This is a genomic window from Streptomyces sp. NBC_01485, assembly GCF_036227125.1.
Lineage (GTDB): Bacteria > Actinomycetota > Actinomycetes > Streptomycetales > Streptomycetaceae > Streptomyces.
In genome coordinates this window covers 8,733,759-8,756,636 of the sequence record NZ_CP109435.1, presented here as the reverse complement: position 1 = coordinate 8,756,636, position 22,878 = coordinate 8,733,759, and the positions used below count along the sequence as shown (strand labels likewise).

The window sequence follows — 22,878 nt, the reverse complement described above, 5'->3', positions numbered from 1 at the left end:
GATGACGACAGGGATTCCGCACCACGAACCCCGGGGATTCGGGGTGCACACCGCTCCGGTGGGCCTCGGGGACGACGGCCGTGACGACTTCACAGTCGTGTGCTCCGCCGTGCCGAGCGCGGTGAGCGCGGTCTTCACCCGGCCCCGGTTCGCGGGCCCGAGCGTGGTCCTCAGTGCCCGGGACGCAGTAGTGCCGGCCTGCAACGCGAACGTCGCGACAGGCAGCCAGGGCGAGAGCGACGCCCGCGAGGTACGCGCGTCGGTGGCGACGGCCCTGGGGGTGTCCGAGGCCGGCCTTCTCATCACGTCCACCGGGGTCATCGGCCGCCGGCATGCGGGTGCCGCGTCACGACAACACCCCCGCACGGGCACGCGGTCCGCGTACTCCTCCAGGGTGAGGCTGACTCGGGTCCCGGCGGTGCCGACGACGTGGCGGAGCTGAGCCGGGGGCGCCAGACCCACGTCCTGTGGGACACAGGCCGCGCCGGCCTTCAGAATGCCGAGCAGGCCTACGACCATGGGGATCGAGCGGCGGACGAAGAGGCCCACATGATCGCCCGGGCGCACCCCCTCGCGGATGAGGCGAGCGGCGAGAGCGTCCGCCCGGCGATCGCCCCTGCCCTCCCTACGGCCGCGGGACCGTGAGCCGGTGCTCCGGGATCACGGCCACACCCAGGATCTCGATCATGGCCTCGGGCTGCCACAGTGCGGTGCAGCCGATGCCGGCCATGGCCGGGTAGACGGGCCCGGCGAGCTCGCGCCAGACCTTGCCGATCTCCTTGCCGTGCGCCTGGTAGTCGGGGATGTCGGTGAGGTAGATCGTGACGCTGACCAGGTCCTCGGGCTCGCCGCCGGCCTCGCGGAGCGTGGCGAGCACGTTGCCGAACGCCTGCCGGAACTGCTCGACGATGCCGCCCGGAACGATCTTCATGTCGGCGTCGAGGGCGGTCTGTCCGCCCAGGTGGAGCGTGTTTCCGGCGAGTGTGCCGTGCGAGTAGCCGCTCGGTTTCGGCAGGGCGCTCGGGTTCACGGGGACGGTGGTCATGCGGCCTCCGGATCGTTCGTCGCGTTCTGTCCGGTCCCACGATCGGGCCAGTCGTATTGACTTTAATTGACGACCGTGAAAAATACGAGACACAGGATCCTGGTGCCTCCCCGACCGAGTCCCTCGCCGACCGAACGGAGCCGAACCCATGGAGCCCGACCTCAGCAGGTACCGCTTGGAGGGCGACAACTCGATGTACCGCCTGCCCAGCGGCGTCGTCGCCCCGGTCGTCACGCGCGGCGGCCTGGAGAGCGCGAACACGGCCGACTCGGGCGGCGCCGTCCGTGTCTCGGGCGTGAGCATCCAGCACACCCCGGCCACCCGCCTGTGGTTCGGCAAGGTCAGCAACGAACCCGGCTACCGCTCGGTGACCCACCATCACGGCGAGGCCGAGACCGGCGGCTACGTCCTGTCCGGCCGGGCCCGCATCTACTTCGGCGAGAGGTTCGAGGACTACGTCGACATGGAGGAGGGCGACTGGGTCTTCGTGCCGCCCTTCATGCCGCACGTGGAGTGCAACCTCTCCCGGACCAAGCCGCTGACCTGGATGACCACCCGGACGCCGGAGAACATCGTCGTCAACCTGCCCGACGTCACCGACGCGGACCTGCGCGACTGGCTGGACCGCCGATGACCGGGACGCCGATGACCGGGACGCCCGCGACCTCGGCCGTCTTCACCGCCGCCGTCACCCTGAAGCCCACCCGGCCCGAGCACTTCGACCTCGCCTTCACCGCCGTGACCCAGCCCTGCCCCTGGCCCAAGGCCTACGGCGGCGACCTGGTCGCCCAGGCCGCGGCGGCGGCCATGCGGTCGGTGACGGACGGCAAGTCGATGCACTCGATGCACAGTTACTTCCTGCGCCCCGCCGACATCGGGGCCGAGGTCCGCTACGAGGTGGAGGTGCTGCGCGACGGCCGCGGCTACAGCACACGGCAGGTGCGCGGCTACCAGAACGGCAAGCCGCTGTACGTCTGCCTCGCCAACTTCGCGGCGGGCGAGGCCGGTTCGAGCTTCCAGCCCGCGTTCACCGAGGACGTGCCCGAACCGGAGAGCCTGACCAGCACGGCGGAGTACCTCGCGGAACGCGGCGGCGGCACGATGACCGAGCAGACCAAGGCCTACTGGTCCGGCGGGCGCGGCTTCGACATGCGGCACGTCCCCGGCCCGGTCTACCTGACCGTCGACGGGGAGCGACTCCCCCACCAGGCGGTCTGGCTCAGGCCGTTCGACACACTCCGTCCGGTCGAGGGACTGACCGACGCCCAACGGGACCTGGCCGCCCTGGCATACGTCTGCGACTACACGATCCTCGAACCCGTCCTCCGGGTCCTCGACCTGCCCTGGGCCAGGCCCGGGCTCGTCACCGCGAGCCTCGACCACGCCATGTGGTTCCACCGTCCGGGGCCGGTGGGCGACTGGCTCCTCTACGTCCAGGAAGCCGTGGCCGCCGACGCGGGGCGCGGGCTGGGCTCGGGCCGCTTCTTCACGCGCGATCACCGTCACCTGGCCACCGTCGTCCAGGAGGGCATGATCCGCCCCACCTGATCCGCCGCTCTTCCCGGCGGGCTCCCGGAAGGACACTTCCGTTGACTCTTCCGCTCTCCCTCTCGCCGTCGGTACACGTCGACACCTTCACGCGCGACCACCTTCCGCCCGCGCACCTGTGGCCGACGATCGAGTTCACCACACCGGAACTGCGCTACCCGGCCCGGCTCAACGCGGCGACCGAACTCATCGACACCCCCGTCTCGCTGTACGGCCCCGACCGCACCGCCCTGCGCACCCCCGCCGGCGAGGTGTGGACGTACGGCGAACTACTCACCCGCGCCAACCAGATCGCCCAGGTGCTCACCGAGGATCTGGGCCTGGTACCCGGCCAGCGCGTGCTGCTGCGCGCACCCAACAACCCCTGGGCCGTGGCGAGTTGGCTCGGCATCCTCAAGGCCGGCGGGGTCGTGGTGACCACCATGGCCGCCCTGCGTGCCCGGGAACTCACGCCCATCGCCGAACGCACCCGCCCGTCCGTCGCCCTCGTCGACCACCGGTTCACCGACGACGTCCGCACCGTCCGCGACACCGTGCTGCCCGGACTGACGGTGGTCGAGTACGGCGGCACCGGCCCGGCGGATCTCGTCGCCAGGGCCTCCGCCAAGTCCGGCGAGTTCACAGACATCGACACGGCCGCCGATGACGTGGCGCTCCTCGGGCCCACCTCCGGAAGCACCGGCGTCCCGAAGATCACCATGCACTTCCACCGGGACATCCTGTCCATCGACAACACCTTCGGCCGCCACGCCTTAGGCCTGGCCGCCGACGACCTGGTCGCCTGCACCGCGCCCCTGGCCTTCACCTTCGGCCTCGGCATGCTGGTCGTCTTCCCGCTGCGGGCCGGCGCCTGCGCCCTGCTCACCGAGTCAGCCACGCCGCCGCAGCTCGCGGAGATCGTCCAGCGGCACGGCGTCACGGTCCTGGCGACGGCGCCCACCGCCTACCGGGCGATCCTGCGCGACGGTAAGGCAGGGCAGTTGGCCGGACTGCGGGTCGGCGTCTCGGCGGGCGAGCACATCCCCCGCTCCACCTGGGAGGAAGTGCACGAGCGCATCGGCCTCAAGGTCGTCGACGGCATCGGCGCCACCGAGCTGCTGCACATCTTCATCTCCGCCGCCGGCGACGCCATCCGGCCCGGCGCCACGGGAAAGGCGGTCCCCGGCTACCGCGCCGCCGTCCTCGACCCCGACGGCACGGAACTCGGCCCCGGAGAGCCGGGCAGACTCGGCGTCATCGGCCCGGTCGGCTGCCGCTACCTCGACGACGCACGACAGCGCGACTACGTGGTCGCGGGCTGGAACGTCACCGGCGACATATTCCACCGGGACGAGGACGGCTACTTCCACTACCACGCCCGCAGCGACGGCATGATCGTCTCCTCCGGGTACAACATCGGCGGCCCCGAGGTCGAGGCCGCCATCGACACCCACCCGGACGTCGCCGAGTCCGCCGTCGTCGCCCGCCCCGACCCCGAGCGCGGCTCGATCGTGTGCGCGTTCGTCGTCCTGCGCGACGGGGTGCCGGGGGACGCGGCCAAGGCGAAGGAGATCCAGGACCACGTCAAGCAGGTCCTGGCCCCCTACAAGTACCCGCGCGAGGTGCGCTTCCACGCCGCCCTGCCGCGCAACACCAGCGGCAAACTTCAGCGTTTCGCACTCCGCAGGATCATCGAGGCCGAGCAGGCCGTCAAGGACGAACAGGCCACCGAGGCCGTCGCCGAGCAATGACAGCAGCAGTGGCAGCAGCAGTGGCAGTGGAAGTAGCGGTGAGAGGAACTCCCTTGAAAATCGCCATCATCGGCGGTGGTCCCGGCGGGCTGTACTTCGCAGCCCTGATGAAACAGCTCGACCCCGCCCACGAGATCACCGTGTGGGAACGCAACGCCCCCGACGACACGTTCGGCTTCGGTGTCGTCTTCTCCGACGAGACCCTCGGCGGCATCGAGAACGCCGACACCGCCATCGCCGAGGCCATGGCCCGGCGCTTCGCCCGCTGGACCGACATCGACATCCACTACCGGGGCGAGAGCCACACCGTCGGCGGTCAGGGCTTCGCCGCCATGAGCCGCAAGGACCTGCTCCGCCTCCTCCAGGAGCGCTGCCGCGACCTCGGCGTCGCCCTGCACTTCTCGACCGTCGCCCCGGACACCGGGCGCCTGCGCGCGTCGCATGACCTGGTGGTGGGCGCCGACGGCCTCAACTCCCAGGTCCGGGCGGCCCATTCGGACGTCTTCCGCCCGTCCTTGGACCGCCGGCACAGCAAGTACATGTGGCTCGGCACGGACCGGGTATTCGAGGCCTTCCAGTTCTTCGTCAGGCAGACGGAGTGGGGGGTCATGCAGGTGCACGGCTACCCCTACTCCGAGTCCGGCTCCACGTTCATCGTCGAGATGCACGAGGACGTCTGGCGGCGGGCCGGCTTCGACGCCACCGAGGGGACCGACTTCGCGCCGGGCGTCTCCGACGAGCAGGCCGTCGCACGCGTCCGCGAACTCTTCGCCGACGAACTCCACGGCCACCAGGTGTTCGCCAACAACTCCAAGTGGCTGAACTTCACGACCGTGCGCAACGAGCGCTGGCACGACGGCAACCTCGTCCTCATCGGGGACGCCGCGCACACGGCGCACTTCTCGATCGGGTCGGGCACCAAGCTGGCCATGGAGGACGCCCTCGCCCTCGCCGCCTGCCTGCACGAACACCCGGACGCCGAACGGGCGTTGATCGCCTACGAGACCGAGCGGCGCCCCGTCGTCGAGTCCACCCAGCGGGCGGCGCAGGCCTCGCTGGAGTGGTTCGAGAACATCGGCATGTACGTCCACCAGGAACCGACCCAGTTCTGCTTCAACCTGCTCACCCGCTCGCGCCGCATCACCTACGACAACCTCCGCACCCGCGACACCGAGTTCGCCGACCGGGTCGACGCCGCCTTCGCCGCGTCCCAGGGCCTCGACGAGATCGCCCCGGCGATGTTCCAGCCGTACCGCCTCGGTCAACTGGAGCTGAAGAACCGGGTGATCGTCTCCCCGATGGACATGTACTCGGCGGTCGACGGCGTCCCCGGCGACTTCCACCTCGTCCACCTCGGCTCCAAGGCCATGGGCGGCGCCGGCCTGGTGATGACCGAGATGGTCTGCGTCTCGCCCGAGGCCCGCATCACCCCCGGCTGCACGGGCCTGTGGAACGACGAGCAGCGCGACTCCTGGCAGCGGATCGTCTCCTACGTCCACGAGCGGAGCACCGCCCGCATCGGCTTCCAGCTCGGCCACTCGGGCCGCAAGGGCTCGACCCGCCTGATGTGGGAGGGCATGGACGACCCGCTGCCGGACGGCAACTGGGAGATCACCGGCCCCTCTCCACTGCCGTACGGCCCCGCTTCCGCCGTCCCCCGCGAGGTCACCCGCGCCGACATGGACCGGATGACCGCGGACTTCGTCGCCGCCGCCCGACGGGGTGCCGATGCGGACTTCGACCTCCTCGAACTCCACTGCGCACACGGCTACTTGCTGTCCTCCTTCCTCTCCCCGGTCGCCAACCACCGCGCGGACGAGTACGGCGGCCCACTGGAGAACCGGCTCCGCTTCCCGCTGGAGGTCTTCGACGCCGTCCGCGCCGCCTGGCCGGACGGGCGCCCGATGATCGTGCGCATTTCCGCCACCGACTGGGTGCCGGACGGCAACACCGAGCACGACGCGGTGGAGATCGCCCGCGCGTTCATCGCGCACGGGGCCGACGCCATCGACGTCTCGTCGGGCCAGGTCACCAAGGACGAACGCCCCGCATACGGCCGCTCGTACCAGACGCCGTTCGCGGACCGGATCCGCCACGAGGTCGCCGCCGCGACGGGTACCGCGGTCATCGCGGTGGGCGCGATCGCCTCGTACGACGACGTCAACTCCCTCCTCCTGGCAGGCCGCGCCGACCTGTGCGCCGTAGGACGTACCCACCTCCACGACCCGCACTGGACGCTCCACGCGGCGGCCGACCAGGAGTACCGGGGCCCCGGCGCGGAATGGCCGGTCCAGTTCAGGGCAGGCAGCCGCAAGCCCCCGACCTCCCGCACGGACGCCGTACGCCCCCGTCTCGCGCTCCTACGCGTGGACGACGCCGACCAGACCGTCCACCTGCGCTGGGTCCCGTCCCGCGAGGTGGCTGTGGTGTCCTGAGGCCGGGGAGGAGGAAGAGAGGGCGGGCTTGTGGACGGGATGCGGCCGGTACCGACGGTTCTGCTGGGGCGGACGGCGCGATTCGTTACCGTGTACGAGTTCACGCACCCTTCCACCTGCCGACAAACCGCCCGAGAGATTGCCAACCGGATTGAATTGCGATAAAAGCACCATCGCCGCGAGCCGCGAGCCGCGAGCCGCGAGCCGCGAGCCGCGAGCCGCGAGCCGCGAGCCGCGAGCCGCGAGCCGCGAGCCGCGAGCCGCGAGCCGCGAGCCGCGAGCCGCGAGCCGCGAGCCGCCCGATGATCGGCTTGGGGTGCGGGTTTGTTAGAGGCGGGTGCCTTGTTCGGTAGCCGGCCGCTTCGCGTGCCCGTGGGACATGACGCCCACCGTTGGAGCACCTTCCACGGCGAACGCACCCTCGTTGTCACCGCCCGCACGGTCACCTCCACCGTACGGGTCCTCGAGACGCTGCCCTCGCTCCTGCGCGGTGACAGCCGTGTGACCGTCGTCTTCGCGTACGACCCCACGTCCGCCTTCAGCGGCGGCGTCGCCGAACTCCTCCAGGCCGCCGGGTGCCGGGTCATGCCCTGGGAGCAGTTGGGGCACCTCTCCCCCGGCCCCGATCTCATCCTCTCCGCCAGTGAGAACGTCGACGTACCGGAAGGCGACTGTCCGGTGCTGGTGCTGCCGCACGGCATCGGCTTCCAGAAGTTCGTGCCGGATTCCCGGAGTTCACGCGAGCGGCTCTCCGGTGTCGTGCCGGACTCCCTGCTGGAGAGCGGGCGGGCCTGGCTGGCGGTCTCGCATCCGGCGCAGGAAGAGCAGTTGCTCGCCGCGCACCCGAAGGCGGCCGGGCACACGCTGCTGGTCGGCGACCCCTGCTTCGACGAGTTGGTCGCCAGCCGGCCACGCCGGGAGGCGTATCGCGAGGCACTGGGCGTCGCGGAGAACCAGCGCCTGGTCATGGTCAGTTCCACCTGGGGTCCCACCTCCCTCCTGGGACGCCACCCGGACCTCCTCCCGCGTCTGCTGGCACACCTCCCCTGCGACGAGTACCGGGTCGGCGCGATCATCCACCCCAACGTGTGGTCGGCCCACGGGGCATGGCAGATCCGCACCCTGCTGGCCTCGGCCCTGGACGCGGGACTGCTGCTGATGCCGACGGTCCATGCCTGGCGGCCCGCGCTCGTCGCGGCGGACGTCCTCGTCGGCGACCACGGCTCGGTGACGCTGTACGGCGCGGCGGCCGGTACGCCCGTGCTGCTGGCCGCGTTCGGCGGCGACGCGGTGCCCGGGACGGCCGTCCACGACATGGCGGCCGTAGCGCCCCGCCTCGACCCTCGCGGGGATCTGCTCCAGCAGGTGGAGGACGTCGCGCGCGAGCACACGGCCGAGCGTTACGCCGCCGTCGCCGCGCTTGCCTTCGCCGAGCCCGGACACGCTCTCGCCCGGCTCCGCACCTCTCTCTACCGCCTGCTGAAGCTCCCGGAACCGTCCTCCCCGCCCCCGGCTCCCCTGGTGCTGCCGGTGCCGGATCCGCCCGCCTCGCCGGTCACCGCGTGGCAGGTGACCACGCACATCGCCGAGGACGGCGAGAACGGTGAGGAGCCGGCCGTCGCCGTGCGCCGCGCTCCGGCGGCCGTCGCCGTGTACGACGAAACCCGCCCGGACTCCGGTGTCGCCTTCACCCATCTGGCCTGCGCGGACGACGAGCGCGACCACCGGCTGACCGAAAGCGCCTCCGTAATCGTCCGGCGCCAGCCCGCGTCCACCTCGGTCGGGGCCCTGCGCTGGATCGAGGACACCCTCGCCCGGCTGCCCGGAAGCCTTCTCGCGGTGTCGGCCGTGCGTGGGGGCTGCTGTCTGGTCGGGCTCAGGGACGGCAGGATCGTGGAGGCTGCGGCCACCGGCCCGGCACTGGATCCGGGCCTGCCGGCAGCGGTCGTGTACGCGTGTCTGCGCGCGGGTCGTCCGCTGGACGACACCCGGGTGACGCTGCGGATCGGCGACACGCGGGACGAGGACGTCGTCCTGCGCCTTCGTCCTCGTCCTTGCCCTCGTCCCGGCCTGCCGACCGGGTAGCCGTCCGTCGTACGGCCGACTACCCCAGGTCCGCCAACCGCCGCCGCAGCCCCTCCGCCAGGCCGCTGCCGGCCGCCTCGTGGATCTCGACGGCGCGGCTCAGGCACCCGCGCACCAGATCCAAGTCCAGGTCCAGGTCGAGGTCCAGGTTCTCGCTGTCTCCCTTCCCCTCCGCGATGTCGGCGAGCTGTACCAAGGCCTGCGCCTCGTAGTGCGTCGCCGCCTCCTCGCGCAGAGCCCGGGCCGCCTCACGCAGCTCTCGCATCGCTTCCTCGGTCTCGCCGAGGTGACCGCGTACGACGCCGATCGCGGCCCTCGCCCGGGCCGCCATCCGCCGGTCGGGCTCCGCGCGGGTCTCCAGGTCCTGCCGCGCCCGGCTCAGCGTGACCAAGGCCTCCGCGTGATCGCCGCGGGCGTCCAGCGCGCACCCGAGGAAGTAGGCGGCGATGGCCGCGCCACGGGCTTCCCCGGCCTGTTCGTTCAGTTCGAGGGAGAGCTGGTACGCCTCGACGGCGCTGGACGGCTCGAACAGATCCCGGTACCGGCCGAGGAACTCCTGTACGGAGGCCCGCAGGACGAGGTGACCGGACGTCTCGGCCAGGGCGACGGCCGTGGCCAGTTCCGCTCCCGCGCGGTCGTTCTCGCCGAGGTCCAGCAAGGGGCGTGACAGCAGGCTGCGCAGGCGCGCCTCGGCCGCCGTGGCCTCCTCGATCTCCCCCGCCGTGTCCGCCGACGCCGCGGCTGCGGCAGCGGCCTCGGCGCCGAGTTCCAGCGACTCCTTCCACGCCCCGAGGTAACGGCGGTACAGGAACAACACCGTGAACGCCTCGGCCAGTTGCCAGGCCAGGATGGACAGCCCCTGTCGGACCGCCGTACGCAGGACCGCCAGGATGGCGGGCCGCTCGGTGTCCAGCCACTCCAGCGGAGGCGGGCCGCCCGCGGCGGCGAAGGGGTCGTCGGCTTCCCGCAGCAGCGCGGACAGTTCGGCGATCCGCAGCCGGTCCCGCCGCAGCGCCCGGTCGGCGAAAGCCGTGAGGACGAGATAGTGCGTGCCCACGCGCTGCGTCAGTGCCGTCTGCTCGGTGTCCGGCTCCTCCTGCGCCGCGCGCTCCCGCGCATGCAGACGGACCAGATCGTGCATGCGGTAGCGGCGGTCGCCCGTGTCCTCCACCAGGCTCGCCTTGGCCAGCAGACCCAGCAGGCGTTTCGCGCTCCTCGTGTCGGTGTCCGCGGCGACCGCGGCCACGGCGGCGTCGAAGACGCCGACCGGCAGCCATCCCAGCAGACGGTAGAGCCGGGCGGCGTCCGGCGGCAGCAGCCGGTAGGAGGTACCCAGAACAGCGGACACCGAGAACTCCTCGCCTTCCAGTGTCATCCCGGCCAGTCGTCCGGCCTCGTCGTCCAGTTCGGCGGCCAGTGCCGTCATGCTCACAGCGTCCTCGGTGCCCAGTCGCGCCGCGGCGATCTGCAGGGCCACCGGGAGACCGCCGCACAGCTCCACCAGACGCTCCGCGGCCTCCGGTTCGGCCTCGACGGCTTCCGCGCCGCACCGGTCCTTCAGCAGCGTCAGCCCTCCGTGTGCGTCCAGCGGCTTGACGGAGATGAGCCGGGCGCCGTCCAGGGCCAGCTCACCCAGCCGGCCCTGGCTCGTGACCAGCACCGCGCTGCCCGGCCCCTTGGGGATCAGCGCGCGAACCTGTGCGGGCTGGTTCACGTCGTCCAGGACGAGCAGGATGCGCAGGTCGGCCGAGCGCGACCGGAACAGGTTGGTCCGCTCCGCGAGTGAGCTCGGGATGCCGTCGTCGCTTCCCGTCAGCGACCTCAGGCACATGGCCAGGGCCTCGGAGACGTCCGCGCCGGCGGCGGTCACCGGCGCGGACCGGTCGCGCAGGGCCGCGAAATCCACGTACAGCTGTCCGTCCGGGAAGAGCCCCCGGGCCTTTGCCGCCCACTGCCAGGCCATGGTCGTCTTGCCGACCCCTGGTAGCCCGTCCAGCACCCCGACGTCGACGGCTCCGGAGCCGCCCGCCCGCGCGCCGGGTGCGCCGAGTGCCTTGTCCAGGATCGCGAGTTCGGCCGTCCTGTTGCTGAACGGGACTGTCACGGCGGGCACCTGATCGGGCCTGATCGCACGTCCCGGCACGTGCGCGGGCGCGGGAGCCGGCTGGACGTTGAACGTGATGCCGCCGTGGATGTGCGAGCCCTGGAAGGCCGGACCGTAGTTCACTCCTCCACTGACCAGATTCACGAAGGTGCGTGACGCGTCCGGCGCCAGCTCGGACAGTAACTGTGCGAGTTCCCCGGCGGCACGAGGGTCCGCCTCGAACATCGTTTCCAGCCGCTGCCGCCACCGGGCCTGGACATCCGCCTGGGTCTCCACGTCACCAGCCGCCCGGGCGCTGTCCAGCTCCTCGCTCGCTGCCTGGAGTTCTTCCTCGGCGGCGGCACCCGAAGCGCGTTGCCCGAAGTACCGGGCCAGTCCGCTCTTCGCGCGCTCCCACGACTCCGACACCATCAGCCCGACCAGTGTCGTCGCCCCTGACGCAGCGAGTGCCGCCAACTCGGCTTCCACACAGCCCCCTTCACTCGTCCCCAGCCCCGCTGGGCAGTCGGATCAACCGTAGAGAGATCCTGGACGGTTGGACAGCCCGGCTCGCCAGGCGGCGCGGCAACACCTGCCGGATCGAGCCCGGGACGTCGGTGAGAGACGAAGGTCACGAATACGTATCGGACATTTAACACTTCAATCTTCACTCCAGTCACACAAGTTGGTTTACTTGGCGTCAGGCCGTACGACTGCCCGTCAGGGCAGAGGGCTTGGGGCACCCGCAACAGGGGTCGCCCGGATTCCGCTGGGCCGACTGGCAGGCGGAGCACGGAAGGAGTACGTCTTCCATGGCGACGGATCGCAGCCCGCGCTCCCCAGGCAGCAGCACCGACGAGCCGAGCCGGGCGGAGATCCAACAGCGGGTCAGCTCGCTCTACGACCGTGCCGAGAGCGACACCGGCACCTACAACGTGACACGTGCCATGTCGGGCCGTACACGCCGGACAGCAGGCTCCGTCGCCAGCGGCGGCCGGGGGTCGGCCGACCCGTCGCTCGACGCGGTGACCCGGCAGTGGTTCGACGTCGCGCGCGACCGGATGGGGCCGATCACTCCCGCCGTACTGCCGGCCGATCGTCAGCCCGCCCGTCCGTCCCGCGCCGCGCGTCCGGCGAGTGCGCCGGAGCGCTCCGGGGACAGCGCCGTGGTGCGGGAGCTGGAGGCGGCCGCCCGACGGGTTCCGGAGCTGACCTCGCGCGCCGCCGTCGCCGCACTGCCCGCCGCGCCCGAACCGCGCCGGGACGAGCCCAAGGCCCTGCTGCCCGCCGTCCCCGCCCCTGCCGCCTCCCCCGACTCCGCGGCCGCCTCCGCCTCCGCCGCTCCCACGGACCGGCAGGCCTCGCTCAAGAACACCAAGGAGCAGATCGGGCGGAAGCTCGTCACGGCCCGGGAGGTGCTGGCCCGCGCCCTCGCCCAGCCCGCGCCGTCCCTGCCCGCGGCGGCGTCCGTGCCCACGTCCTCCCTGCCCGCTGTCGGGACACAGCCCGCCGCGACGCCGTCGGCTCAGTCGCGGCCGGTGCAGCAGGCGGTCCAGCAACCGGTTGAACAGCCCTGGGACACCGCGGAGCAGCAGGCGTTCCGGGCGGAGATCGCGGCCGCGTGGGCGGGACAGCCGTCCGCCGCCGCTACCGGCACGGCATCACCGACCGGCACCGACGGGTTCCTCACGACCGGTGAACTCGGCTTCGCCGCACCGGCGTCGGGCTTCGCGACACCCGAAGTCCCCTTCTCCGCGCCCACACCCGACTACCCGGGGGCGGAACTCGGCGTCACCGCACCGCCGTTCAGCTTCCCGCTGCCCGGCCTCGGCGCAACGGCACCGGAGTCCGGCTTCACGGCACCGGGCGTCGATCCCCTCACGGCCACGCCCGGCTATCAGACGGCCGAATTCCGCGTCCCCACACCCCCGTCGGGCTACGCGATGGCCGAACCGCCCGCCACGGGACCGGAGTCCGGCTTCACGGGCGCTCCCGTTCCGGGCTATCAGACGTCCGGACTCGGCGTCATGGCAGCCGCGTCGGACATCCTGACCGCCGGTTCCGGCTACCAGGCCGCTCCCGGCAGCCTCGCGGCTCCGGCAACCCCGCTCCCGGACCCGCTCACCGATCCCATGCCCATGCCGATGCCCGTGCCGCCCGTGCCCCCGGTCGCCGCTCCCACCGACGTCACGGTCAGCGCGACCGGGACCGCCTACCTGGGGAAGGCGGACAAGGCCCTCGCCTTCGCCCGGGCCCAGATCGGCCGGCCGTGCGTGTGGGGAGCGACGGGACCGGAGTCCTACGACTGCTCCAGCCTCACGCAGGCCGCCTGGAGGGCCGCCGGGGTGACACTCCCGCGGGCCGCCATCGACCAGGCGAAGGACTTCACCCGGATCAGCCTGGCCGACCTCCGCCCCGGCGACCTCGTCTTCTTCTTCGACGACCTCAGCCACACCGGCCTGTGCACCGGCAACGGCATGATGATCCACGCTCCGGGTCCGGGCACGTACATCCGCGAGGAGGCGATCCTCCCGTTCGGGGAGGGCGCGCTGCGCGGCGCCGTCCGCCCCGCGTAAGGGGCCGGGACCGCGCCGGCCGGGTCGCCGGCGCTCTCGGTACGTCAGTGCATCGTGGTGTTCGCGCGTGCCTGCGCTCTTCTGGCGTTGTTGTAGATGCGCAGAAGGTGTTTGGAGACGGCGCACGGCGACCTGTCGACGTGACACTGACGGCACGTGCGGACGTGCTCCTCGTAGGCGTTGCGGCCCTCTTGCAGGGCATCCTCGGGAGAGAGCATGGGGGTCCTCCGAACGGAACGACGGTTACCGAGGGCCTCGACTACTCACCGGTAGGGCCCACGTCAGGAGAAAGTGGATCATGTTACTTCCGGTAGCGGAAAATACGATTCCGCTCAGTGGCACGGACCGGTGGGCACGGATTGGCAACACGGACCCTGCGCATCATCACCACGAGGAGGCCGACGTGGCAGGCGAGGACGACGGGCGGCGTGCGGCGCGGGTGTTCGACGCGCTGGGAGCCGCCTACGAGAAGGCGTTCGCGCACTCGGAGGCGCACCGCCGCTCCCTGGAGTGGCTGCTGGGCCGGCTCGCGCCGGGCAGTCAGGTGCTGGACGTCGGCAGCGGCACGGGACGGCCCACGGCCGAGACCCTGGCACGGGCGGGCCACGAGGTGCTGGGCGTCGACGTCTCCCCCGTGATGGTCGGCCTCGCCGCGCGCCAGGTGCCGCAGGCGACGTTCCGCCGCGTCGACGTGCGTGAACTCCCGCTGGAGGAAGGCTCGTTGGACGCGGCCTGCGTGTTCTTCTCGCTGCTCCAGATGGAGCGTGCGCAGCAGAGCGCCCTGATCGGGCGGCTGGCACGGGCGCTGCGGCCCGGCGGCAGTCTCGTGCTCGCCACCGTGCCGCTGGACGTGGAGGGGGTCGACGCCGTGTTCATGGGGCAGCCCGTACGGGTGACCAGCTTCACCGGCGAGGCGCTCGTCGACGTGGTGACCGGCGCCGGACTGACCGTACTGGCCGAGGAGAACGCGCTGTTCACCCCCGACCATCCCGAAGCCGCGCCCGAGCCCCACGTCTTCCTCTGCTGCGGCAGGGAGGACGAGGAGTAGTTACGAGCAGCAGGGCCTTCAGGCCTCGTTGCGGGCGGCGAGGGCCAGGACCAGCGCCGCCGAGCCCGTGCCGAGCAGCGCGCCGGCCACGACGTCGCCCGGGTAGTGCACGCCGGTGTGCACCCGCGAGTAGCCCACCGCGCAGGCCAGCAGGCCCAGCGGGACGGCGGAGACCGGCAGGGCCGGGCCGACGGCGGCGGCGAAGGCGACAGCCGAGGCGGTGTGCCCGGACGGGAACGACGCGGAGTGCGGCATCGGCACGTGCCGGCCCGGGAACGGCGAGTCCTCGGCGCGGTAGGGGCGCGGCCGGCGTACGAGTTGCTTGCCGAGCAGGTTGGCGGTCGCCGAGGCGACGCCGATGGCCGCGACTCCGAGGGCGGCGGCCCGGCGCGAACGGCCGCCGCGCAGGGCGAGCGCCGCGGCGATGGCGAAGGACAGCTTGGAGTGGTCGGCGGCAGCCGACAGCCGGCGCAGCGCGGTGTCCAGGGTGGGCGTCCTCGTCACGGTGACCGTCTCGTACAGGGCCTGGTCCATGGTGGCGAGGTCACTGACCAGCGCCAGGGCGGGGAGCTTCGGTCGGCGGTCAGACATCGTAGGCCTCCTTGATCGTGCGGGGGTCGGGACGGCCGAGCGCGAGGCGGACGATGCGCCGCCAGTCGACCGTGGGGGGCGCGTAGGCGGCCCCCGGGCGGTGCCGGGGCACCCGGACCCGCAGCGCGGCGGGCCGTACCGTGCACACGACGGGGGTGGCCAGTTCGAGCGCCTCGCCGTCGACGGCCACCGCGATGCGCTCCCGGTCGGCCTCGACGACGACGCGCCGGGAGGTCACCGAGGTGATGCTCCCCGCGCGCTCGCCGAGCAGGGCGAGTTCGGCGGCCTGGGCCGGGCCGTCCACCCGGACGCCGATCACGCCGAGCAGTCCGGCGTCCAGCCGGGGGCGACGGCCGCCGCCGAGCGGGTCGGCGCGGGCGTAGGCGTTGTTGCTGACCAGCAGGGCCTGCGGGGCGTGGACGTGGGTGTCGTCCGTACGGACGTCCAGGGTGGGGCCGGATTCGCCCTGCAGCAGCTCGGGCAGGTGGTCGAGGGCGGTGGCGGCCTTGGCGTCGCGGTAGTCGGGGTTCTGCACTATCTCCGCGTACGCCCCGAAGGAGACGGTGTTCACGAAGGGCCGTCCGCTGACGTCGCCGAGGTCGACGCGGAGTTCGACGCCGTTGGTGAGGGCGTCGAGGCTGCGCACCGGGTCGGCGCGGTCGAGGCCGAGGTCCATGGCGAAGTGGTTGCGGGTGCCGGCCGCGACGACCAGGAAGGGCACGTCGTGCTCGGCGGCCACGGCGGCCACCAGGGCCTGGGTGCCGTCGCCGCCCGCGACGCCGAGCAGGTCCGCGCCCTCGGCGACGGCCCGGCGGGCCTCCACTGCGGGATCGATGTAGGTGTCGTCGGTGCCGAGCAGGACCACCCGGGCGCCGAGCGCCTCGGCGCGCGCGACGAGGTCGTGCTTCTCGACCTTCCCGCCGCCCGAGCGCACGTTCATGATCAGGACCGGCCGGCGGGGCGGCGGGGTCTTGCGGCCGTGCGTGCCCTTGGGGCGGCGCACGCTGCGCAGGGAGGCGCGGGCCGAGGCCAGGGCCCCCGCCCACAGGGCGACCGCGCCCACCGCCACCGGCCACAGACCGGACAGGGCGTACAGCACCAGCACGCCCACGGGCGCGGCGACCGCCAACAGGCCGCCGAGCAGGCGGGCTCCGCCCCGGTGCGCCAGCATCCACCACACGCCCGCGCCGGCCAGCGCGAGGAGGGCGAATCCGGTGAGCAGGATCAGCCAGCCGCCGGACGACGCGCCCACCATCACCACCGCGACACAGGCGGTCACCAGGACCAGCGCCACCTGGGCCCAGCCCCGCGCGCGGGCGACGGCGTCCTGCTGCGCCGCGCCGAGGTGCGGCAGCGCCCATTTCGCTTTCGTTCTGCGTGTCTCGTTCATCGTGCGCCCGCCATGCTCCGAGGCCCCTTGCCGTGCGTCGACAGCCACCGATCTCGATCAATTGTCCATGCCGCAACACCCGGGCACGACCACGGACCCGGTGGCGGTGCTTGTGCCTGTGCTCGTGCCGACGGCGGTGTCGAGGCGGCAGAAGCAGGACGCCTGTACGGGTACGTCGGCCAGGGCGGCGGCGAACTTCAGCTGCTGGGCCACGATCCGCGCCTCGGCCTTCTTGCCCAGCCGGACCAGGCACTCGTGAAAGCCGTGCAGGGACCAGAGTTGTCGGGGTGCTGGGAGGGACGGGGCAGCGTGTCGTCGAGTCCGAGGTCGGCGCGGTAGACCGCCTCGGCCTCCGCGATCCGGCCCTGTTCCAGCAGCAGGGCGCCGTAGGCGTGCCGGGTGGGCTGCATCCAGCCCCAGGGCTCGTCGTAGGGGAGGTTGTCGTCCAGTTCGACGGACCGCTCCAGGGCGGCGAAGGCGAGGTCGTGGTGGCCCTTGCGGTACTCCAGTTCGCCGTCGAGCATGGCGGACGCGATGGCGAGGACGTCCCGGCAGGTGTTGTTGAACAGCAGGCGGGTCTCCGGGACGCGGTCGGCCGCCGCGTGGAACAGGGCGCGTTCGGCCTCGGCCTGCGGGACCCGGCCGGTGGCGGAGAGGGCGACGCCCCGGGCGTAGTGGCGCAGCGCGGTGGTCGCGCTGTACAGGACCGGGTCGGCGGGCGGCGGCACGTCGAGGATGTCCTGCCAGCGGCCGAAGCGGATCAGCACGTGGAAACGCATGCCGAGGAACGCCTCCAGCCAGTCGGCCATGGGCGGGCTCGGCACAGGCAGCAGTTCCTCCGGGATGGAGGCCTCCAGGCGTTCCGCGGTCTCCAGGGCGGTCCGGAACCGGCCGAGGAACATCGCTCCGTAGATCTTGAAGTGGTAGTCGTGCGACCGGTACAGCGTGTAGAAGTTCATCGCCCCGGAGCGCGCCCGGTACTTCTCGTCGGCGGCGATCGCGGCCGTGTTGTCCGTGACGACGCGGCGGTAGTCGCCGCACAGCACGTCCAGGTGCGAGGGCATGTGCAGGAGATGGCCGGCGTCGGGCACCAGGCCGCGCAGCCGGTCGGCGACCCGGAGGGCGGCCTCCGGGGTGGGCGACATCTCCATGAGGTGAATGTAGAGGTGCAGGACGCCCGGGTGCCCGGCCGCGGCGGCGTCGGCGAGCGCGCGGTCGAGCACCGTCTTCGCCTCCGTCGTGCGGGCGCCTTCGGCGGGCTCGCCCGTGCGCAGGTCCCATAGTTGCCAGGGGGTGAGGTTCATCAGGGCGTCGGCGTACAGGGCGGCGACGTCGAGATCGTCGGGGGCCAGTTCGTGGACGGCGCGCATGGCGTCGGCGTAGGGCTCGTTCCACACCGCGCAGTCCTTCGCGGGGCGCGTCTGCGGGTAGCGGGCGCGCAGCGCGCCGATCAGGGCACGTTCGACGGGGGTGGCGTCCGCCGACTTCTCATGGGCGAGTTCGACGGCGGCGTGGGTGCGGGCGACGGTCCGTGCCAGGTCCTGGTCGTCGAAGAACTCCCAGGGCTGGACCTTTGGACTCCGCAGCGGAGAACGCCTCACTCCGGTACGGATGTTGAGGGGCGGGCGGTCAGGACTTGCGCATCCGCGGGTCGGGACAGAGCCTCGCGTCGGCGGCGGGACCGCTCGTGGAGCAGGCCGAGGACGAGGGCGGCGGCCACCGCGATCAGGTGCTCGCGGCCGGCGAGGTTGGGCTTGGCGATCGACTCGAGCACCATCGAGCCGCCGGTGAGCGTGAACACGATGGGCGCGTGGCGGACGACCGAGAGGTACGTGAACAGCCCGACGACCGCCGCTGAGGGGCCGGTGTCGAGCACCTGCCCGACCTCGGGCGGCAGTCCGATGCCCCACCAGCCCGGCCCCAGCGCCGTCATCACCCGCACCGTGAGCGTGCCGGCCAGCGTCGACGCGTAGGCGATCAGCAGGGTCCTGCGCCGGCCGAGGGACAGTTCGGCCAGCGCGAAGGCGAGGAACAACTGGGTGATGCCGGCCCACACCGGCAGGTCGAGGGCCGGGACGTACAGGGAGACGGGGGTGCGCAGCAGGGCCAGCCACAGGGGCAGGTCGCCCTGGACCCCACCGACGATCCGTACCGCCGTCGCGCCGGTGGGGTGCTGGGCGATGGCGTGGAAGAAGATCACGCCCGCGCAGGCCACGAACGCCAGCAGCAGTGCGGCCGGGCCGCGCCGGCGCAGTTGCCGTACCGGGTCGACGACGATGCCGTACCACTCGCCTCGCAGTGTCCGGCCGACGAACCTGGCCGCGCGGGCGAGTGCCGCGCGTATGCCGCCGCGCGGCCTGTCCCCGGACCGGCCGCGTCTCTCACTCCCGGCACGGCTGTCCCGGGGCTCGCCCTCCGCGGCGCTGTCGCGAGGCCGCTCCACTTCCGGACGCAGGATGCTCAAGGTCTCCCCCCACACACTCGTCGCACGATGTCTTCGTACGAGTCACGCCCTGGAAGACGCAAAGACGGTCCGCGAGGATCACTCCGTTCGCAAGCCGTCTATCTCACATTTCACCGGGGCACTCCATGACACCCGGTCACGCCCCTGTAACTCAAGTGGGCTAATGTCACGTCTGTGGAACGCACTGACCAGCGGAACATGACATCGGCAAGGTTACGTCGCGTCGAACCCGTACCGGCCCTGCTCGCCGACGGCCTGCTCACCGAGCGGCTCGCGCTGGCCGTGCCGGAGGACACCCGGGTGGTGGTGGCGGACTACGAGGTCCCGCCGGGCGGCTCGCTGCCCTGGCACTACCACGAGGGGCGGGTCGTCGCCGTGGTGACGGCGGGCGTCCTGACCCGGACCCTGGCGGACGGGTCGGAGTGCGTGACGCCCGCCGGCGGGTGCATCGTCGAGCCGGTGGGGCCGCAGGGCGTGCACCGGGCGGAGAACCGGGAGCCGGAGCCGCTGCGCATCTGCGCCCTGTTCTTCCTTCCGCGGGGCAGCCCGCTGTCTACGCGCGCAGAACCGCCGGACGGCGTCGCGTACCGCTGAGGTGGGGCGGGCCCGGCCGGGTCAGCGCTGGGGGCGGCGGCTCGTCTCCTGGTAGGGGAAGGTCTGCTCGGCGCCCGGCAGCGTGGGCCTGGGCAGGGTGGCGACCTCCTCCTGCGCCTTCAGCAACTGCTCCGCCGTGTCGTCGGGCAGCACCGGTGCGAGCGGGCGGGCGTCCTCGAAGCGGAAGGCGGAGGTGAAGTCGCCGAAGGTGCCGCGCCGCCAGGCGCTGATGTTGGGCTCCACGACGCCGGTGACCCGCTCCAGCAGGCGCAGGGCCGACGTGTGGTCGAAGCGCTCCGAGGCCACCCAGCCGCCCACGGTCCAGGGCGAGACGATGATCGCGGGAACCCGGAAGCCGCCGCCGACCGGCAGCCCGCCGACGAACTCGCCGGGCGTCCCGGCGGGCGGGGTCGGCGGCGGCACATGGTCGAACAGGCCGTCGTTCTCGTCGTAGTTGAGGATGAACGCGGTCTTGCGCCAGACCTCCGGGTTGGCCGCGATGGCCTCGATCTTCGAGGCGACGAAGGCCGCGCCGGCCGCCGGCAGGTAGTCCGGGTGCTCCGACTGGGGGCCCGGCGGCACCAGCCAGGACACGGTCGGCAGCCGGTCGCCCCGGGCGTCGTCCTCGAACGTGCCCTCCGGCTGCGCCCGTACGCCCCGCTCGTACAGCTCGGAGCCCGGTCGCGCGTTCTTGAACGCGGCGAACTGCTCCAGCAGGTTGCAGCCGTAGTCGTCCTCCTGCTGGTACACCCTCCAGTCGACGCCGGCCGCCTGGAGCCGTTCGGCGTACGTCGTCCAGGCGAACGGCGTCGGCGCGAAGTTGCGGACGACGGGGCCGCCCCGGCCGCCGTCGGGGTCGACGGTGCCGGTCATCCACATCAGGCGGTTGGGCCAGGTCGGGCCGAGGACCGAGCAGAAGTAGTGGTCGCAGACGGTGAAGGTCTCGGCCAGCGCGAACTGGAACGGGATGTCCTCGCGCGTGTAGTAGCCCATGACGTAGGGGCCGTCGGCGCCGTCGGCCTTGCGGTGGGCCGGCAGCCACTTGTCCATCCGGCCGCCGTTCCACGCCTCGTGCTGCACCGACCAGGCGTGGCTGGTGGACGGGATGGCCTGGGCGCTGGAGGTGCGGGTGTCCAGGTGGAAGGGGAGCAGGTAGCCCTTCGGGTTCTCGGCGTCGGGCTGGTGGAACACGGACCGCCCGGTGTCGAGGGTGAGCGCCTCGGGGTCGGCGAAGCCGCGTACGCCGGACAGGGTGCCGAAGTAGTGGTCGAACGAACGATTCTCCTGCATGAGCAGCACGACGTGTTCGATCTCGGCGAGCGAGCCGCGGCGGGGCGGTTCGGCCGCGACGGCCTTCTGGACGCTCGGCGGAAGGAGGGAGAGGGCCGCGGCGGCGCCCAGCGCGCCCGTGGCGGAGCCCAGAAGTCTACGGCGGGTCAACTCGGCCATGTGGTGTGCCCCTTGTGAGCGGAGGAAGCGGTGGGGCGCCGGCCCGTGACGATCAGCGCGGTCGTGCTCATGCCGCTATGGCTTCCCACCCGGGCGGCGAATGTGACGGCACGTCACTCGTCCGCGCGAGAGAGCGGCCGGGGCGCCCTCCGTTACAGTGCTCCGCCGGCATCCGGCCGGCGGCGAGAGGAGACACAGCGGTGCACTTCGGGGTGGGGAACGTGGGACACGTGGGACGGAGGCTCAAAAGGACGACCCTGGTGACGGCTCTGGTGACAGGGCTGCTGACGGCGCTGGTGACGGGGTGCGCGGCCGGGGGCGGGAGTTCGGACGCCGTGTCGGGGGCGTCGGGGAAGCCGGGAGCGTCCGCCAAGCCGACCGCGAAGGCCGCGCAGCGCGGCGGGTCCGTGGGGGCCTCCGGGTCCGCCTGCGAGCTGCCCGTCACCTTCGACATCGCCGAGTTCTGGAAGGCCGAGGCCGTCGACGCCGCGGAGGCGAGCGCCGCCACCGGCGACCTGGCCGAACTCGCCGACGCGTTCCTGCGGCAGGGCCCGGTCACCATGGCCTGCGAGATCGACGCCAAGCCCGCGGGGAAGATCGGGTACCTGCGGGTGTGGACCGGTGAGCCGGGCGACAGCGACCCCCGCGCCGTGCTGGAGAAGTTCGTGGCCGCCGAGCAGGAGGCGAGCGGGGCGACGTACCGCACGTTCGAGACGGGCGGCGTCACCGGCGCGGAGGTCGAGTACATCACCACGAGCAAGCTGATGGAGGAGAGCAAGAAGGAGAGCGCGCTCGCCGTCAGCACCTCCGCGGGCCCCGTCGTGCTGCACCTCGGCGGCCTGGACACCGGGGAGCACGAGGCGATGCTCCCGGCGTACGAGCTCGCCAAGAGCACCCTGCGCCCCACCGCCGCCTGACCGGCCGCCCGGCCACCGGCGTCGGCGGCCGGGCGGACCGTGTGCGGATGCACATCCGGCCAGGTGTGGCGCATTCTTGCTGTGTCGACCAAGCGGCGGCGCACGGACGAGGTAGGGCCGATGACTGGGAGCGCGGGGGACGAGCGGAAGCCGTCCGGACCGCCGCCGCGCGCGTGGAGACCGCCGGCCGCTATCTGCCGGGCACGAAGGGCATGGACGTGGGCGGCGACTGGTACGACGTCGTGGAGGCCGGGGACGGGCTGGCCCTGGTCATCGGGGACGTCCAGGGGCACGGGGTGCAGGCGGCGGCCACCATGGGGCAACTGCGCAGCGCGGTGCGGGCGTTCGCGCTCGGCGACCGGCCCCCGGAGGAGGTCATGGGCGGCACGAACCATCTCCTCATCGATCTGGACCCGGGTCAGTTCGCGAGCTGCTGCTACGTCCGGCTGGATCCGGCCACCGGTCTGGCCCGGGCGGCCCGCGCCGGGCATCTGCCGCCGCTGCTGCGCCACCCCGACGGGCGAACCGAGGTCGTGGAGCTGCCCGGCGGTGTGGTCCTCGGGGTGGACCCGCGCGCCCACTACCCACTACCCGGTGACGGAACTGCGGCTGGAGCCGGGCGCGATCCTCGCCCTGTACACGGACGGGCTGGTCGAGCGGCCGGGCCACGACATCGACGAGGGCATCGCGGCGCTGCGCACGGTCCTGGCCGGAGCCGACGGCCGCGTCGGCCGTTCCCTCGCGGAGGTCACGGACCGGCTCACCGCGACGGCCCGGCAGGCCCTGGACCGGCCCGACGACATGGCCCTGCTGCTGGCCACACGGCGCGACGGCGACGGGAGTCCGCCGGGGCACGGGTGAACGGCGCGGCCCGTGACCCTCTGTGATGCCTCTCGCCTCACGGGGCCGGGCAGTGTAGACAT

At 72.4% G+C, this 22,878-nt stretch carries 16 protein-coding genes and 4 pseudogenes; 11 read left to right on the top strand and 9 right to left on the bottom strand.

The window, feature by feature from the left end; genetic code table 11:
- Position 1 precedes the first annotated feature (1 nt).
- A pseudogene (locus OG352_RS38275) lies at positions 2-367 on the top strand (bifunctional ornithine acetyltransferase/N-acetylglutamate synthase); the annotation flags it as partial.
- Here OG352_RS38275 and OG352_RS38270 read toward each other — a convergent pair.
- Both OG352_RS38270 and OG352_RS38265 read right to left on the bottom strand, forming a co-directional pair.
- Positions 364-621 (bottom strand): annotated as a pseudogene (locus tag OG352_RS38270) (AMP-binding protein); the annotation flags it as partial. The pseudogenes OG352_RS38275 and OG352_RS38270 overlap by 4 nt on opposite strands.
- A gap of 4 nt (positions 622-625) precedes the next feature.
- A complete protein-coding gene (locus OG352_RS38265) occupies positions 626-1,045 on the bottom strand; it encodes a RidA family protein (protein ID WP_329223290.1) in 420 nt (139 codons plus the stop codon).
- A gap of 148 nt (positions 1,046-1,193) precedes the next feature.
- Between OG352_RS38265 and OG352_RS38260 the strand changes: the two genes are divergently transcribed.
- From OG352_RS38260 to OG352_RS38240, 5 genes are all read left to right on the top strand, one after another.
- Positions 1,194-1,679 (top strand): cupin domain-containing protein, encoded by a 486-nt coding sequence (locus OG352_RS38260; RefSeq protein WP_329223289.1) that lies wholly within the window; start codon positions 1,194-1,196, stop codon positions 1,677-1,679.
- Positions 1,676-2,593 (top strand): acyl-CoA thioesterase, encoded by a 918-nt coding sequence (locus OG352_RS38255; protein ID WP_443072451.1) that lies wholly within the window; start codon positions 1,676-1,678, stop codon positions 2,591-2,593. The genes OG352_RS38260 and OG352_RS38255 overlap by 4 nt, the downstream gene beginning before the upstream one ends.
- Positions 2,594-2,634: 41 nt before the next feature.
- Complete coding sequence (locus OG352_RS38250; RefSeq protein ID WP_329223287.1) at positions 2,635-4,323, top strand: AMP-binding protein; 1,689 nt, start codon at positions 2,635-2,637, stop codon at positions 4,321-4,323.
- A 53-nt stretch (positions 4,324-4,376) separates the two neighbouring features.
- Complete coding sequence (locus tag OG352_RS38245) at positions 4,377-6,758, top strand: bifunctional salicylyl-CoA 5-hydroxylase/oxidoreductase (RefSeq protein WP_329223285.1); 2,382 nt, start codon at positions 4,377-4,379, stop codon at positions 6,756-6,758.
- A 366-nt stretch (positions 6,759-7,124) separates the two neighbouring features.
- Complete coding sequence (locus OG352_RS38240) at positions 7,125-8,843, top strand: hypothetical protein (protein WP_329223283.1); 1,719 nt, start codon at positions 7,125-7,127, stop codon at positions 8,841-8,843.
- A gap of 19 nt (positions 8,844-8,862) precedes the next feature.
- On the opposite strand, the gene OG352_RS38235 is transcribed toward OG352_RS38240, so the two are convergent.
- On the bottom strand, positions 8,863-11,415 hold the full coding sequence (locus OG352_RS38235) for an NB-ARC domain-containing protein (RefSeq protein ID WP_329223281.1): 2,553 nt from the start codon (positions 11,413-11,415) through the stop codon (positions 8,863-8,865).
- 323 nt (positions 11,416-11,738) lie between these two features.
- Here OG352_RS38235 and OG352_RS38230 point away from each other — a divergent pair, with 323 nt between their 5' ends.
- Positions 11,739-13,502 carry an NlpC/P60 family protein gene (locus OG352_RS38230; RefSeq protein ID WP_329223279.1) on the top strand — a complete coding sequence of 588 codons (1,764 nt, stop codon included), beginning with the start codon at positions 11,739-11,741 and terminating at the stop codon, positions 13,500-13,502.
- Between the two features lie 44 nt (positions 13,503-13,546).
- On the opposite strand, the gene OG352_RS38225 is transcribed toward OG352_RS38230, so the two are convergent.
- Positions 13,547-13,720, bottom strand: coding sequence for a hypothetical protein (locus OG352_RS38225; protein ID WP_329223277.1), 174 nt, complete (start codon positions 13,718-13,720; stop codon positions 13,547-13,549).
- Positions 13,721-13,905: 185 nt separating this feature from the next.
- Here OG352_RS38225 and OG352_RS38220 point away from each other — a divergent pair, with 185 nt between their 5' ends.
- On the top strand, positions 13,906-14,550 hold the full coding sequence (locus OG352_RS38220) for a class I SAM-dependent methyltransferase (RefSeq protein ID WP_329223276.1): 645 nt from the start codon (positions 13,906-13,908) through the stop codon (positions 14,548-14,550).
- 18 nt (positions 14,551-14,568) lie between these two features.
- Here OG352_RS38220 and OG352_RS38215 read toward each other — a convergent pair whose 3' ends face one another.
- The 4 genes and pseudogenes from OG352_RS38215 to OG352_RS38200 form a co-directional block, all read right to left on the bottom strand.
- Positions 14,569-15,141 (bottom strand): phosphatase PAP2 family protein, encoded by a 573-nt coding sequence (locus OG352_RS38215; RefSeq protein ID WP_329223274.1) that lies wholly within the window; start codon positions 15,139-15,141, stop codon positions 14,569-14,571.
- Positions 15,134-16,531, bottom strand: a complete 1,398-nt coding sequence (locus tag OG352_RS38210; RefSeq protein WP_329223272.1) for a diacylglycerol/lipid kinase family protein — start codon at positions 16,529-16,531, stop codon at positions 15,134-15,136. The genes OG352_RS38215 and OG352_RS38210 overlap by 8 nt, the downstream gene beginning before the upstream one ends.
- Positions 16,532-16,588: 57 nt before the next feature.
- Positions 16,589-18,099: pseudogene (locus OG352_RS38205) on the bottom strand (tetratricopeptide repeat protein); the annotation flags it as partial.
- A gap of 29 nt (positions 18,100-18,128) precedes the next feature.
- On the bottom strand, positions 18,129-18,875 hold the full coding sequence (locus OG352_RS38200; RefSeq protein WP_329224140.1) for a hypothetical protein: 747 nt from the start codon (positions 18,873-18,875) through the stop codon (positions 18,129-18,131).
- 318 nt (positions 18,876-19,193) lie between these two features.
- On the opposite strand from OG352_RS38200, the gene OG352_RS38195 reads away from it, so the two are divergent.
- Positions 19,194-19,589, top strand: coding sequence for a cupin domain-containing protein (locus OG352_RS38195; protein ID WP_329223270.1), 396 nt, complete (start codon positions 19,194-19,196; stop codon positions 19,587-19,589).
- Positions 19,590-19,610: 21 nt separating this feature from the next.
- On the opposite strand, the gene OG352_RS38190 is transcribed toward OG352_RS38195, so the two are convergent.
- Positions 19,611-21,038: an alkaline phosphatase family protein gene (locus OG352_RS38190; RefSeq protein ID WP_329223269.1), complete on the bottom strand. Its 1,428-nt coding sequence runs from the start codon at positions 21,036-21,038 to the stop codon at positions 19,611-19,613.
- 260 nt (positions 21,039-21,298) lie between these two features.
- Here OG352_RS38190 and OG352_RS38185 point away from each other — a divergent pair, with 260 nt between their 5' ends.
- Both OG352_RS38185 and OG352_RS38180 read left to right on the top strand, forming a co-directional pair.
- The gene (locus OG352_RS38185; RefSeq protein WP_329223267.1) at positions 21,299-21,955 is read left to right on the top strand and encodes a lipoprotein; all 657 of its coding nucleotides are present in this window, start codon (positions 21,299-21,301) and stop codon (positions 21,953-21,955) included.
- Between the two features lie 170 nt (positions 21,956-22,125).
- A pseudogene (locus OG352_RS38180) lies at positions 22,126-22,816 on the top strand (PP2C family protein-serine/threonine phosphatase); the annotation flags it as partial.
- Positions 22,817-22,878: the final 62 nt, after the last annotated feature.

Coding starts and splice junctions, on each gene's coding strand:
- OG352_RS38265 (WP_329223290.1), bottom strand. CDS start 1,045: ATGACCACCGTCCCCGTGAACCCGAGCGCCCTGCCGAAACCGAGCGGC.
- OG352_RS38260 (WP_329223289.1), top strand. CDS start 1,194: ATGGAGCCCGACCTCAGCAGGTACCGCTTGGAGGGCGACAACTCGATG.
- OG352_RS38255 (WP_443072451.1), top strand. CDS start 1,676: ATGACCGGGACGCCGATGACCGGGACGCCCGCGACCTCGGCCGTCTTC.
- OG352_RS38230 (WP_329223279.1), top strand. CDS start 11,739: ATGGCGACGGATCGCAGCCCGCGCTCCCCAGGCAGCAGCACCGACGAG.
- OG352_RS38225 (WP_329223277.1), bottom strand. CDS start 13,720: ATGCTCTCTCCCGAGGATGCCCTGCAAGAGGGCCGCAACGCCTACGAG.
- OG352_RS38215 (WP_329223274.1), bottom strand. CDS start 15,141: ATGTCTGACCGCCGACCGAAGCTCCCCGCCCTGGCGCTGGTCAGTGAC.
- OG352_RS38210 (WP_329223272.1), bottom strand. CDS start 16,531: ATGAACGAGACACGCAGAACGAAAGCGAAATGGGCGCTGCCGCACCTC.
- OG352_RS38195 (WP_329223270.1), top strand. CDS start 19,194: ATGACATCGGCAAGGTTACGTCGCGTCGAACCCGTACCGGCCCTGCTC.
- OG352_RS38190 (WP_329223269.1), bottom strand. CDS start 21,038: ATGGCCGAGTTGACCCGCCGTAGACTTCTGGGCTCCGCCACGGGCGCG.